The organism is Alkalimonas sp. (assembly GCF_020831925.1).
Taxonomy (GTDB): domain Bacteria; phylum Pseudomonadota; class Gammaproteobacteria; order Enterobacterales; family Alteromonadaceae; genus Alkalimonas.
Map to the genome: position 1 here is coordinate 1 of NZ_JAFIFQ010000035.1, position 12,918 is coordinate 12,918.

12 protein-coding genes are annotated in these 12,918 nt (G+C 53.0%); 5 read left to right on the forward strand and 7 right to left on the reverse strand.

What is annotated here, in order from left to right:
• A partial coding sequence (locus tag JJU14_RS11440; RefSeq protein WP_228613662.1) for a TonB-dependent receptor plug domain-containing protein occupies positions 1-1,132 on the reverse strand: 1,132 nt, incomplete at its 3' end.
• Positions 1,133-1,444: 312 nt separating this feature from the next.
• On the opposite strand from JJU14_RS11440, the gene JJU14_RS11445 reads away from it, so the two are divergent.
• Together JJU14_RS11445 and JJU14_RS11450 are read left to right on the forward strand one after the other, a co-directional pair.
• Positions 1,445-2,869: a hypothetical protein gene (locus tag JJU14_RS11445; RefSeq protein WP_228613664.1), complete on the forward strand. Its 1,425-nt coding sequence runs from the start codon at positions 1,445-1,447 to the stop codon at positions 2,867-2,869.
• Between the two features lie 124 nt (positions 2,870-2,993).
• Complete coding sequence (locus JJU14_RS11450; protein WP_228613666.1) at positions 2,994-3,311, forward strand: DUF2845 domain-containing protein; 318 nt, start codon at positions 2,994-2,996, stop codon at positions 3,309-3,311.
• A 14-nt stretch (positions 3,312-3,325) separates the two neighbouring features.
• On the opposite strand, the gene JJU14_RS11455 is transcribed toward JJU14_RS11450, so the two are convergent.
• Both JJU14_RS11455 and JJU14_RS11460 read right to left on the reverse strand, forming a co-directional pair.
• Positions 3,326-3,922 carry a response regulator transcription factor gene (locus JJU14_RS11455; RefSeq protein WP_228613668.1) on the reverse strand — a complete coding sequence of 199 codons (597 nt, stop codon included), beginning with the start codon at positions 3,920-3,922 and terminating at the stop codon, positions 3,326-3,328.
• Entirely contained in the window at positions 3,919-4,995 is a 1,077-nt protein-coding gene (locus tag JJU14_RS11460) for a histidine kinase (protein ID WP_228613670.1), read from the reverse strand. The genes JJU14_RS11455 and JJU14_RS11460 overlap by 4 nt, the downstream gene beginning before the upstream one ends.
• 186 nt (positions 4,996-5,181) lie before the next feature.
• Here JJU14_RS11460 and JJU14_RS11465 point away from each other — a divergent pair, with 186 nt between their 5' ends.
• The 3 genes from JJU14_RS11465 to JJU14_RS11475 are packed head-to-tail and all read left to right on the forward strand — an operon-like array spanning position 5,182 to position 7,765.
• Positions 5,182-6,117 carry an alpha/beta hydrolase gene (locus JJU14_RS11465; RefSeq protein WP_228613672.1) on the forward strand — a complete coding sequence of 312 codons (936 nt, stop codon included), beginning with the start codon at positions 5,182-5,184 and terminating at the stop codon, positions 6,115-6,117.
• A 5-nt stretch (positions 6,118-6,122) separates the two neighbouring features.
• The gene (locus tag JJU14_RS11470) at positions 6,123-7,028 is read left to right on the forward strand and encodes an ABC transporter ATP-binding protein (protein WP_228613674.1); all 906 of its coding nucleotides are present in this window, start codon (positions 6,123-6,125) and stop codon (positions 7,026-7,028) included.
• Between the two features lie 5 nt (positions 7,029-7,033).
• The gene (locus JJU14_RS11475) at positions 7,034-7,765 is read left to right on the forward strand and encodes an ABC transporter permease (RefSeq protein ID WP_228613676.1); all 732 of its coding nucleotides are present in this window, start codon (positions 7,034-7,036) and stop codon (positions 7,763-7,765) included.
• Positions 7,766-7,814: 49 nt separating this feature from the next.
• On the opposite strand, the gene JJU14_RS11480 is transcribed toward JJU14_RS11475, so the two are convergent.
• From JJU14_RS11480 to JJU14_RS11495, 4 genes are all read right to left on the reverse strand, one after another.
• Positions 7,815-8,348 (reverse strand): DUF3617 domain-containing protein, encoded by a 534-nt coding sequence (locus tag JJU14_RS11480; RefSeq protein WP_228613678.1) that lies wholly within the window; start codon positions 8,346-8,348, stop codon positions 7,815-7,817.
• A gap of 141 nt (positions 8,349-8,489) precedes the next feature.
• Positions 8,490-9,821 carry a DUF2235 domain-containing protein gene (locus tag JJU14_RS11485; RefSeq protein ID WP_228613680.1) on the reverse strand — a complete coding sequence of 444 codons (1,332 nt, stop codon included), beginning with the start codon at positions 9,819-9,821 and terminating at the stop codon, positions 8,490-8,492.
• Between the two features lie 141 nt (positions 9,822-9,962).
• Positions 9,963-11,318, reverse strand: coding sequence for a sigma-54 dependent transcriptional regulator (locus JJU14_RS11490; RefSeq protein WP_228613682.1), 1,356 nt, complete (start codon positions 11,316-11,318; stop codon positions 9,963-9,965).
• Positions 11,318-12,736 (reverse strand): HAMP domain-containing sensor histidine kinase, encoded by a 1,419-nt coding sequence (locus JJU14_RS11495; protein ID WP_228613684.1) that lies wholly within the window; start codon positions 12,734-12,736, stop codon positions 11,318-11,320. The genes JJU14_RS11490 and JJU14_RS11495 overlap by 1 nt, the downstream gene beginning before the upstream one ends.
• Between the last annotated feature and the right edge of the window lie 182 nt (positions 12,737-12,918).

Sequence of the window (12,918 nt, forward strand, 5' to 3'; positions counted from 1 at the left end):
TGGAGCGCGAGACATCCAGCGACAGATTAAGCCGGTCGGTGACATCCCAGTCGGCATTGACGCCGAAGCTGTTCACTTTGTTGAAATCCCGGTTGTCGTCGTTGACGATTTCCACCCGGGTAAAGCTTTGCGAGGTGCGGTTGAAGGTACCACCAATCACCGAGCTGTTATTAAGTACCGGGTTGCCAACGGCGGCACTGGCGCCGCCCAGCTTCACCCGAAAACCGCGGGCAAAGGCTTCTTTATCAAAACGCGATAAGAAGGCATCTGCTTTTAAAGTGAAGTTGCTGACCGGCACCCACTCGATGGATGCCAGATAGCCATTGCGGGTCTCTTCACCGCCTCGGTGCTGAATTTCAAAACCTTCGCTTAAAAACTCAGGTTGGCCATTGCCAGTGACATCTTTTTGCGCATTGTAGGCCAGACCAATGAACTGCGTCGCCACACTGGGCTGATACAAGCGGGCATAACCCAGCGCCAACCCCAGCGTATCGTCCAGATACTTGCCCTGGTAGGAAAAGCTGAACCTGTGGCCGACACTTTGGCCATCTGGCACCTCAGTGGCGCGATCGTTGTACATCCCACGCAGGTTGACGGTAAAGCTATGTTGTTCGGTATTGCGCAGTGGGCTGGCTGTTTCCAGCTCAACCGTACCGGCCACGCCACCTTCTATCAAGGAGGCTTTGGGTGATTTGTACACAGCGGCCGAATTGATTAGCTCAGACGGGTACTGATCAAATTCAATGTTGCGTTTGCCACTGGTTGATACCTGCTCACGGCCATTTAAGGTGGAAAACACAAAGCCACCCGACATGCCGCGAATATTGATCTCGGCGGCCTGACCACCGGTACGAACCGCCGAAACTCCCGGCAAGCGCGTCAGCGCATCGGCCATAGACACATCCGGCAAGGCGCCTAAATCATCGGCTGAAATGGTCTCAGAGACAATGTCGCTAAAACGTTTGGCATCCAGTGAGCGGAATAAACTGCTGGCAAAGCCACGCACCTGGATCACTTCCACCTGCTCTTCGGCACTGACTGACACATCATGCTCGGCATCAGCCAACGCCAAACCGCTGATCCCGGCCGCGGCAAGCGCCAGTGTCAGCAGCGTTTTTTTGGTCTTCAACATGTCTGTTGTCCCCGATTTTCTTGTTGTTATGGCAGGTTCTATTCATTGCACCCTGTTGCACCAACCCACCCGGCATCGGTGATGCCTTGCACAGTTATGGACAGAATTTAACCAATGGACAAGATGAATACGTATTCATAACACCGCTTTTTTGGCCCGGTTGCACCAACAGACAGTAGCCGCCCGACCAAGATCAGACTTTACTTTTTATGGTGTTGGCGTATGTTATCGAGAGCTTGTCGACCTTTTCGGATTGAGTTTGCAGCAGGCACCTAAGGTTAGTTTCCGCAATTATTGGATGAGGGAATCTTCTTGGCCAAAACCGCTGATAAAAACATCTATGCCAATGTCTTTTTACGGCAACTAAATGCTTTGCTGACCGCGCTTTATCAGGCCAACCAACCTCAGGACTCACTGTTTGGCCAGATGAGGACCTACTTTCAACAAGAACAACATGCCTGGCAGGAATTGAAGTCCTTGCAACAACGCTGGCAGGATGCCAAGGCACAGCAGGATCCGGCGCTTAGTCAGCATCGTCGTCGCTATACCGAATTAAGTTACCAATTAGAACAACAGCGTATAAAGCGGCTGGAGCAAAGCGTCTATTGCTGTGAACTGCTGCTGCAATTGTCCGAGGGTGAAAGCAAAGCAGAAACCTTGACCCGTTCTGCCCGCCTGTTGGGTAGTTTGCAGTTGCTGGTACCACATCAACCTAAACGCGTGCTGGAAGTCCAGTTCAGTTATAAATTGCTGTACAAGATGGTGTTGGCACTGCGACTGCTGGATCACCGGCTGGAGCGGGATCAGATGCCATCCAGCTGGCAACTATGCTGGCAACAACGTCAGTCCGATCCGACTGCCAGTACCCTCTGTCCATTCCGCAATCAGATTCAACTCCCTTTGTTGCAAGCCATACTGGTACAAGAGTTTGGTCAACTGCATCCGGCGGCGCAAAAGCTGCTGTTGAATGCCGAGCGGCGGCTGGATCCACTCACCGAACTCGACAGCGACGCACGCTATCAGTTCTTGCTCCAAAGTCATCAGGGTAGCCTGCAATTGCTGCAACAGGGGTTGGGAGCCTGGCCTTATCAGGGTAGCGATAAAGGCGAGCGTCAGCAGCACGAACGCTTGCAACAGAGACAGCATCAATGGATAAAACAACAATTGGAGGCGGCTCAAGCACCCGGTCAGGGGGCTGGTAACCTGCTAAAAGTGCCCCAGGTCTATGCGTCCATTATGATGCCGGGCCGGAAGCGCTTTCGCTACGAGGCCTTGCCCAAAGCCGCCTTGTTATTAAAGCAAGGCGTACAGCAGCAGTTGTATAGTGCCGACTGGGTCGATCAGTTGTTACGGATCACCGGTTTATTCCCACAAGGCTATGGCCTGGCCTTTATTCCGCCCAGAGCCAGCGAGCAAAGCCGGGATAAATACGAGTTTGCCATCGTCAATGCGCTCTATCCTGAGCAACCGCAAGTGCCGCACTGTCGTGTGGTCACCCGCAACCTACAGTACAAAAATACCGGTAAAGACTATACCATTCCGACGGAGCAAAACCTCTACTTTCGCCCCGCTCGTAAGCAGCTCGAAGTGGTGCCGCCTGAGCGGCTACGGGAAATTCTGACCAAATTATTTGCCGATGCCGAACAACGCTTTTTACGACAACTGCTACCCAGATGCTGGCAACCAAATGATTTTTTTAGCCTGCCAGCACATCAGAACTTATGGAACAAGGGGTAAGCCTGCCCATAGCCAGAAGCATTGTTAATGTCATGGCAATAATACGCTAACCCTATCCTGTACTGTTCATCTGGCTTTAAGGTATTTGTTTTACACTAAGTCAATACATAGTCAGGAGAGCACCATGAGAACTTTTATGTTTCTGTTAACTGGCACATTGTTGTTCAGCTCTTTTACCGCCTCAGCCTGTGGCTTCCGACTGAACGATGGCCGATTGATTAACTGTGGTATGAGTCGCATTGAACTGCTGGACCGGGCCGGCGAACCAGTCAGCAAAGATGTTGAAGTGCATGCCATCAGCACCAAGCCGGAGGAAACTGGCCGCCGCATTGAAACCTGGTCATATATTTTACCCGGCGCCATTGGTGGCAATTATTTGGTCAGCATTACGCTGGAGCAAGGCAAAGTAACGGCAATTGAAAGCCGCCAGCAAAAGCGTTAAAGCACTGGCTTGTATTACAGCCAACCTTTGTGCCGGGCAATACGGGCGGCATCAATCCGGTTGGCGGCGTTTAACTTATTGATGGCATCAGACAAGTAGTTACGGGCTGTCCCTTCGGCAATATAAAGAGCCGCCGCGATTTCACTGGTGCTTTTACCGTCAGCAGCCAGACGCAGCGCCTGGCGCTCTTTATCACTGAGTGGATCTTGTTCGCCCAATGAGTTTAGCAACAGTTCGCTGTCGACCACTTTTTTACCGGCCATCACTTGTGCAATAGCCTGCACCAGTTGTTCAACCGGAGCGTCTTTTAACAAAAAGCCACCGACACCAGCATCCATCGCCCGCTTCACATAACCAGCACGACCAAAGGTGGTAATAATCACCACCTTGGTACTCAGTTTTTGCTGTTGAACATAGCACGCCAGCTCAATGCCGGTTTTTCCGGGCATTTCGATATCGCTCAGCAGCAAGTCAAAGGATTCTTGCTTTAACAACATCAGCGCTCTGTCACCATCTTCAGCCTCGGCCACCGAAAAACCGGATTCCAATCGCAGCAAGCCGGCAAGGGCGGTTCGCACCATGGCCTGATCTTCAGCCAACAGAATCTTCATTGGGTCTGCTCCTGCAAGGGAAGTTGAATTCTGGCAGTCATACCTTCGCCCTGCTCAAATGTTAAAGAAGCACCAATAGCCGCCAGCCGCTCACGCAAACCTGTAATACCGTTCCCCTCTTTCAGCTCGCTGCAACTGCCATTGTCACTAAGATGAATATGCAATTGATTACCTCGCTGCACAAAGCCTAATTGACAACTATCGCCTTTGCTATGACGCATGATGTTGGTCACCAGCTCGGTTAATGCCAATACCACAGCCGTTTCGCGGCGAGGATCCATGCTTGGCAGCTTCCCATTAAGTTCAGCCTGAAAGCCCGCATCGCGCAAACGATTTAGCAATTTGGTCACTTCTGCGGTTAAACCTTGATGTTTGTAGCCCGACACGCTTTGCCGCACCTGACTTAAGGCATCGCGTGCTATCTGACTTAACTCACTCAGCTGTTGCTGAGCAGCCTCTGTCTGCTGGCGCGTTAGCAGCTTTTCAGCTAAATCAGCTTTTAAGATAATGCTGGATAAAGTATGACCTAAAATATCGTGCAAATCGCGGCCGATTCGCTCCCGCTCTACCATGGTCGCCAGCTGTTTAATTTCATCCGCACTTTGTCGCTCAGATGCTCGGTGCCGCTGCTTGGCTTGCTCAACACGACCTAACAGACTGACGCCCAGCACAATAGGAACGCCCATAAACAGAAACAGCTCCCACTGAATACCCAGCAATACATACAGCAGCACCAAGAGCGCGATGAGTATTGTCATAAGAAGCAGATAACGCTGCAGCCTGTAGGCATAGCCGATAAAAAAGCCGGCATAAGCGAATAGGGCAATAGCGCCATAGTTCACCGGTGTGATCAACACAGCAACAACCACAATCCCAACGATGGGTTTGACCATGTCACTGCGATTGCAACGATAAGCCCAAAAATAGCAATAGAGAAAAGTCAGTAAAGCCGTAGCCATGGCAAGGTACTGCCACAGTTCAAAGCGCATGGTAAACAAGGGTATAACAAAGAACACCAGGTTGATCAGATAAACCCAGCTCAGTTTCGTTTCCAGTTTATCGAAGGATTGCATTTGTATCTCCCGCGCTTGACTGCAAACAGTGTACGCGCAATGGCAGCGACCCTGCCAGTGACAACCATCACAGGACGGCATGACAGTTGTCATCCTCAATTGCTGACAAGCGTTAGCTGTGCCAGCAATACCATCGGCCTAGACTAGCCTCATCGACACCAGACAACCTAACATGAGGCACTTACCATGAACCCATTCAATACCCCAATTCGCACCCTGATTCTGGCTTTAGGTTTCACCGGCGCTTTGGTCAGCCTGCCTGCGGTAGCTATCCAGGCTGAGATGGCACAACCCAAAGCCACCATCGCTGCAGAACAACCAAGCTGCACTTGTTTTGACGTGACCGTCGTCGGTGAAGGACCTGCCGTTCTTCTTATTCCTGGCCTGGCATCTTCTGGTGATGTTTGGCACAGCACCGTCGAGGCACTGCAGGCCGACTATCAGTTGCATGTGTTTACCCTGGCCGGGTTTGGCGGGGTAGCACCGCTGTCGCATGATGTATGGGAGGTTGGTTTTTTAATCACGCAGCAAGAAGCCATTTTACGCTATATAAGGCAGCAGCAACTGAATAAACCTGTGATCATTGGCCACTCATTGGGAGGCTACCTGGCACTTGCATTAGCTACTGCAGCGCCCGATTCCATCGGCGGGGCGGTGAACATCGATGGCCTACCGGCATTGGGGGTGCTTTTTGCACAAGCCCCAGCCAGCGACAGCACCGCACAAGATGCCACGCCTGCGAGTTTTGATCCTATGGCCATAGCCAAAGGGATGGCCAATAACGCCAGTTGGCATCAGCGCATTGTGAACGACATGTTTCGTTCAGATGGGCAAACCTCGGGCCGAGTGATGGGCGAGCTGATGCAGGCAGATTTAAGGCCCGCACTGGCATCTATCCGTGTGCCGGTACTCACTTTGGGCGCACTGCAACATGGCGCACCTTACAGCACCCCAGAGCAAGTCCAGCAAAACTATGAAAACCAACTGGCGAATGCACCGGCACAGTACCACAGCTTTGCTTTTGCTGCGGATTCCAAGCATTTCATTATGGCGGATGCGCCAGAGTGGCTGAACCAGCAGATAGTGCAGTTCTTGCGCAGCCACAGCGTGAAAGCGGAGTAAGGGCAATGTTAGCACTCGAAGTGAACCACCTGACCAAAGCCTATACGGGGAACGTCGTATTGGCTGGTGTTGATATTAGCCTGGCAGCCGGCGAGGTACTTTGCCTCCTGGGTCCGAACGGGGCCGGTAAAACCACCTTCATCTCAGCCATCTTAGGTTTGGTCAAAGCTGATAGTGGCGACATCCATCTCTTTGGTGAACAGCAACATGGCATCACGCGCAGCAGAGCCTTACGCCAGCAGCTGGGTGTGATGATGCAAATCGGTAGCTTGAGCGCCAATCTCACCGTGTTTGAGCAGTGCGATTTGTTCAGCAGCTACTATAGCAATGGTTACAGTGCATCGGAACTGGTCGCTCTGGCCGGGCTGGAAGATCATAGCAAACAGCGCTTTGGCCGTTTATCCGGCGGCCAGAAGCAGCGTTTGTTGTTTGCACTGGCCTTGGCGGCCAAACCGAAGTTGGTGTTTCTGGACGAGCCTACGCTTGGCATGGACGTCGAAGCAAGGCGCGCTTTGTGGCAGCAAGTGCGCCAGCTAAGACAGCAGGGTGTAGCCGTCGTACTCACCACTCATTATTTGGAAGAAGCCGAGCAACTGGCTGATCGTATCGCTGTCCTGAATAAAGGCGTGGTGGTTGCCAGCGGCAGCCCGGCTGAGCTGAAAGCCTTAACCCGTTACAAGGTCATTCAATGCGAAAGTGCCTTAAGTGACCAGGCTTTGCTGACCCTGCCTGGTGTTAAGCACCTGCAGCGCGAGCAAAGCCTTTGTATTCTCCACAGCAGCCATGCCGAGTGCACCGTAAAAGCCCTGCTGCTGGCTGATGATAGCGTCCGCCAGCTGGAAGTGCGGCCGGTCGCGCTGGAGCAGGCCTTCTTACAACTGACCCAAAGCAACGCCACTATCGAGGAGTAAACCGCATGAACATTGCCATCGTCTATCGTAAAGAAATCTGGTACGACTTCATCAGTGTCTGGCGCACGCCGGGGTTTGTGTTGCCAGCGCTGGCATTTCCTACCGTTTTCTATCTGTTTTTTGGTGTTTTTTTAAATACCGGCGCGGCCAGTGCCTATATGCTGGTGACTTACGCCTGCTTTGGCATTATGGGCCCTCCCATGTTCAATTTCGCGATGAATATTGCCAGCGACCGGACGCACGGCTGGTTGACTTTAAAGCGGCTCTCACCGATGCCGCTTGGCGCCTATTTGCTGGCAAAGCTCAGTACAGCCCTGGTGTTTGCGCTGGTAATTATCGTGGCACTTTTTAGCATCGCCGCACTGTTGGCTGAAGTGCGGCTAGCCACCCAGCAGTGGCTTCTGCTCGCGCTGGTGCTTCTGCTAGGTACCTTGCCTTTTGCCTTCATCGGACTGATTCTAGGTTTCACCCTAAGTGATAAAGCCGCACCGGGGGTGGTCAACCTATTGTACCTGCCGATGGCTTTTTTATCCGGCCTGTGGCTACCCATCACCCTATTACCTCAAGTGCTGCAACACGCCAGTTGGATTTGGCCAAGCTACCATGTGTCGCAAATTGGCTTGAAGGTGATTGCCATGGATCAAGGGCATGCACTTTGGCTGCACCTGCTACTGCTCATTGTCAGTACTAGCCTGCAGGGCGTATCGGCAATGCTTGCTTTTAAACGCCTGACTTAACCAAGTCGGAGTGAGCCGTCAGCAAAAGGGCTGATGGCTCACGCTTTGCCTATGATGAACACTCAGCCTGCAGCCATTTACCTTGCTGCTGCATGGTCATGCGCTCGGCGCGGCCATTTACTTCGGTGGTAAACTGCGCATTGCCGCGGTAGGCACGCGGGCTTTCCAACACCATTTCACCCTGACCACGGGAAGGTGGGTTGGTATCGCATTGGAAACTGAAACGAAAGCGGTTATCACCCTGAGGCTCCAGAGTCTGCTGACACCCATCCTGCTGCGGCAACATGCCCTGATCAATCTCTTGCTGAGTTAAACACACCCGGATTGAAGAGCTGGTACCACCAAAACGAATGCCTTGCTGCTCCAGCATGGATTCCATCATCCGGCGCTGTGCTGCTGGTAAGCCTTCAAGCTGCCGCTGGGCCTCCGCCATAGCTTTTTCCAACTCACCGCTTTCACTTTTCATGGAAAAGCTGTGCTCCCACAAACCGGGCTCCATATCCAGTTTCAGTGAGTTGGCTTGTGCTGGTGTAATGAAAAAGGCGAACAGAGCCGCCGACAGTGATATCAAAACAGATTTCATAGCAAGCATCCTTGTTGTTTGTATCAAAAAACTAGCCGGGACTTCCCGCTCCGGCTTTGGGTTCAACCAGTAAGCCTAGACGCTCAACCATCAAAACGCCAGTTCCGTTTTTAGCGTGTTTGCTGCGTAAAATGCATGGGTTCAAGCCGCAAATCTTAGCCCGGATTCATCACCGCGCTGCCACACGCATACTGCCTGACGTAGCCCGGTTTTCTCAAAAGCCAACTGCAATCGCGTGCCTGGCTGCATGGCTTTGCTGCAACGCAGCCGCACACCGCCTTGTTCACTGTAATCCAGCACCTGACACTCAAAGGCCTCGGTAGACAAATACAAACGGGCTGAGTCCGCATCCGCTTTGGCGGCCACACGTGGGTACTGCCGGCGTTCCCGCCCATCTTTCGCTACTACCTTAGCCGCGGGATCCTGCACACCAGTTGGCAGGCTAGCCAGATAATCAGCCAGGGTGGCTGGTAAATCCGGATTCTGTGGCCGATAGTAGCCCGACTCAATGCGTTGATAGACACTGCTATGGACCCGAATGCCCATAGCGGTTTCATCACTTCGGCCATAAATGCGGCGTATATACACCCCGTTATTGAGGAAAGCCAGTAAACGATAGGGCCAGGTATAGGAGTTGTGCTCGCGTTGCATCGGGGCGGTGCGAAGTTGTTGCTCCAGATAAAACTCATCAAAACTCAATCCAAGCATCCGGGCTTTTTCCAGCATCCACTCCAGACAGGTATCCGACAAACCCGTGCGTGGGTAACCACCACCAATATCGGAGTGAACACCGGCAAACCAACATTGCTCAACCTCTTGATCGGGCTGTATTTCCCCAGTCCACAAATCCGGGGCAAAAGGCTCACGTTTTTCATCCAGCGCCAGCGCATGGTAGCCATGTTTGACCAGGGGGCTTAAGTGGGTATCAAAAAAGCCAATTCGGGAGCGACCCAAATGGTTGAAAGCCAATACCGGCACACCCAGAGCACCCACGGTATCAAAGACCCCGACCATACGAATGGCTGGCCGGTAGTTATGCTGATAGGGGTTGTTCAGCCATTGTTTAGCTCGCTGCTCAGGCGTAGAACGATAGTAGCGATAAGCATCTCCTAGTTCATGCAGTTGCTGTTTCGATACCAGCCCCAGTGCATGCACCATACCAACCACCGCTCTTGCGGTGTAGGCACCCCGACTAAAACCAAAACAATATATTTCATCACCCTGCTGGTAGTTATGAACCAAAAAGCGGTAAGCCCTTAACACATTGCGTTCCACTCCTATCCCAAAAGCACCACCAAAGAAGCGGTCGACCCGCCCCAACGTACCGACACCCTGATCATAAAACACCACCTGATGGTGGCCATCCTCCGACATCGGCTGGATAGCCCGGGCAATTTTTACAATGTTGGTGGGGTTGTTCTGAGGTTCATTCCAGGTGCCGTCACAGCACAGAATAATACGTTTAAATGTCATGGCGATGCCTCCCTCTGCGTTGCACAATGGCATACCGCCAAGCGGTAACAGCGCCGGTTTTGAGTATAGCGCAAACAGTTCAAAAAACAGCCAAACCGAATTTTTCTGTGGGCTCGGAAAAACAACTTAAGGGGTAACAACTTAAGGGGTCAGGTTAAACTTTTCCAGCCGGTACAAAAATGCTTTGTAGGGCATGTCCAGCAACTTGGCAGCCTTGGTTTTGTTGCCTTCAGCCAGTGCCAGTGCCTGCTGCAGGCATTGTTGCTCCAGGTCTTCAAACGCTATGCCTTGCTCGGGCAACCGAAATACTCCGGCATCCGGCCCGACGGTACTGGCTTTGCTGCGCAGGTCCTGTACCAGCTCCTGTTCGTCGCTCAACAGGACAAAGCGCTCCAGCCGGTTACTCAGTTCGCGCACATTACCAGGCCAGTGGTAATCCATCAGTTGCCGTAATACCGCCTTACTAAGCTCAGGCACCTGCAGCTGATACCGCTGTTGGTGCAAGCGTAAAAAGTGCTGAATAAGTTGCGGAATGTCTTCGGCCCGCTCCCTAAGCGCTGGCATTCTGATCGGTACCACATTCAGTCGGTAATACAAGTCCTCCCGAAAGCGCCCTGCTTCCACGGCTTTAACTAAGTTTTGATGCGTGGCAGCCACCACCCGGATATCCAGCGCAATTTCCTGATGACTGCCCAACCGTGTTACGGTGCCCTCTTGCAGCAAACGCAATAGTTTGGCCTGCAGAATAAGGGGCAATTCAGCAATTTCATCTAAGAAAATGGTACCGCCCTGGGCGGCTTCAAACTTACCTGCTTTGCTCTGACTGGCGCCGGTGTAAGCCCCTTTCTCGGCGCCAAACAGCTCAGCTTCAGCCAGATGCTCTGGGATGGCACCGCAGTTTAGTGCCATAAAAGGACCTTGTTGGCGCGGCGACAATTGATGCAGTGCCCGGGCAGCCAGCTCTTTGCCGGTGCCGCTTTCGCCGGTAATCAGCACCGTCGCCTGGGTAGGAGAAATCCGGCTGATGCGCTCAAACAACTGCTGCATGCAGGGCGCCTTACCCACCAGATCCACCAGTTGTTGTTGCTCTGACAAACTGGCGGTCAGTCGGCGATTTTGTAGCCGAAGTGCCGACGCTCGCAGTGCTTTCTCAATCGCCAGCAGCAGCTCTTGTCGCTTGAAAGGCTTGCTGAGATAATCGTCCGCACCGGCCTGAACCGCTTCCACCGCATGACTGATGGAGCCATAAGCGGTGGCTACCACAAAGCCAAGCTCCGGCAGATGCTGGCGCACATACTGCAGCAACAGCATGGCTGTGCGGGCTCCAAGCTTCCAGTCACTGAACACCAGTTGGATGTCCGGGTGCTCTTTCAATAAAAGAATGGCGCTTTCCACCGAATCGGCAGCCAGGATCTGATACGGCTCAGCGCTAAGAATTTGGATCAGCAACTCACGCTGCTGTGGATCGTCCTCTACCAGCAACAAGGTGGCTTTCATCACTTTAACTCCGCAAAAAACAAGCAGGCCCGGCAGCCGCCTGAGGCAAGGTTCTCCAGGGAAATGCGCCCCTGATAGTAGCGCTGCATCAGACGTTGGGCAATGTAGAGCCCCATACCAGCGCCTGCCGGTTTGCTGCTGATGTGCGGCTGAAACAACTGCTCGGCAATAGCCGGCTCCAGACCGCTGCCTTGATCGGTGATGCAAAGCGCAGCGCACTGCACATCCAGCCGGATACGAATCATGCCATTCGCCGGGCTGGCTTCCACCGCATTGCTCAGCAACGTATGAATAATAGCACGCAGCTCCTGTTCGGCTCCGGCCAGCACCAGATCAGTGGGTGCATCCAATTCAATCCGCACCGGGCTGGCAGAAAACTCGAGCCGCAAATCATGCAAAATAGCGCTGACAGAGACCTGCTGTTGCCGGTCTACTTCGGCACAACTTAGTGTTAACACCGAGGTCAGACTACGATTAATGTGCTGGATCTTCTGCTCGGCCTGCTGCATCAGCTGCCTGCGTTTATCTGCATCGGGTTCATCCCCCAGTTGCTCCATCAATAAGGTCAGGGTATGCAACGGGTTGCGCAGCGCATGCACCAGCCCCCGGCTCATTTCACCAATCTCCACCAGATGCTGCTGTTGCTGTGCCTGTTCGGCCATCTGCGCCAGCTCAGCCAGCCGGACACTCATCAGGTTAAACTGGGCACTGACATAGCGGTATTCCCGTAAGCCCTGTACCGAAATCTGCTGCCCCAGCTGCCCCTGCTGCAAGGTACGAAAACCTGCCACCAGGCTATGCAATGGCTGGATAAGTCGGTGACCTAACCACAAGGAGATCAGCATGGCAATACTGGTACTCAATACAATCAGCATCACAGTATAGGTGGTGAACTCCCGAAACAGGGGCGCGGCCGATTGCAGCTGCATTTGTTGCTGTGCCTGTTCCACCTGAGCCCGAATCGCCTCCGGACTCCACTGCCGCTGGATCACAATACGCAGGTTTTGCTGCATTTGCTGCTGCACCTGGTGCTGTACCTGCTGCTGCCAGGCTTGCCACTCCTGCTGGTTAGCCTGGAACTCTTGTTGCCTGGCTTGCCGTTCCTCGCGGTTTTGCTCTAATTGCTGTTGTAGTTCGCGGCGCCAGGCTTCCCGCTCTTCGCGGTTACGCAGTGTTTCCGGTGGCGGCAGCTTAAGATCCCGCAGGATCTCCAGCGGTTCAGGAGGGGTTGGTGGCAAGGGGATCTCAATCAACTGCCGCTTGGCTTCATCCAGTACCACCTGGGTTAACTCCGAGCTGCTGCTGCTGATTTGCTGCTCAATCCGCTCCCTGAAGCTGTGGATCAGAAAAATCTGACTGATCGCCATCACCAGCAAGAGCCCTATAATTCCTAATGATAAAATCCAACGTATCGACATCTGCACTCCAAAATCAATCAAGCCACCCCATCTTTCACCAGCGGTACCACATCAGCATCCACAGCCTTACAAACTATATGCCAACTCTGGGGCGTGCTGACCTTTGCCTTGTATAAATACCAGCCCAGCAGCCGCAAAAGCAACCAGCAGAGATCAACACGCCCTGACTACAAGACGACTTC

Excerpts from the sequence above, each read along its gene's own strand:
- JJU14_RS11450 (WP_228613666.1), top strand. The coding sequence starts at position 2,994 with ATGAGAACTTTTATGTTTCTGTTAACTGGCACATTGTTGTTCAGCTCT.
- JJU14_RS11455 (WP_228613668.1), bottom strand. The coding sequence starts at position 3,922 with ATGAAGATTCTGTTGGCTGAAGATCAGGCCATGGTGCGAACCGCCCTT.
- JJU14_RS11460 (WP_228613670.1), bottom strand. The coding sequence starts at position 4,995 with ATGCAATCCTTCGATAAACTGGAAACGAAACTGAGCTGGGTTTATCTG.
- JJU14_RS11465 (WP_228613672.1), top strand. The coding sequence starts at position 5,182 with ATGAACCCATTCAATACCCCAATTCGCACCCTGATTCTGGCTTTAGGT.
- JJU14_RS11470 (WP_228613674.1), top strand. The coding sequence starts at position 6,123 with ATGTTAGCACTCGAAGTGAACCACCTGACCAAAGCCTATACGGGGAAC.
- JJU14_RS11475 (WP_228613676.1), top strand. The coding sequence starts at position 7,034 with ATGAACATTGCCATCGTCTATCGTAAAGAAATCTGGTACGACTTCATC.
- JJU14_RS11480 (WP_228613678.1), bottom strand. The coding sequence starts at position 8,348 with ATGAAATCTGTTTTGATATCACTGTCGGCGGCTCTGTTCGCCTTTTTC.
- JJU14_RS11485 (WP_228613680.1), bottom strand. The coding sequence starts at position 9,821 with ATGACATTTAAACGTATTATTCTGTGCTGTGACGGCACCTGGAATGAA.
- JJU14_RS11490 (WP_228613682.1), bottom strand. The coding sequence starts at position 11,318 with ATGAAAGCCACCTTGTTGCTGGTAGAGGACGATCCACAGCAGCGTGAG.
- JJU14_RS11495 (WP_228613684.1), bottom strand. The coding sequence starts at position 12,736 with ATGTCGATACGTTGGATTTTATCATTAGGAATTATAGGGCTCTTGCTG.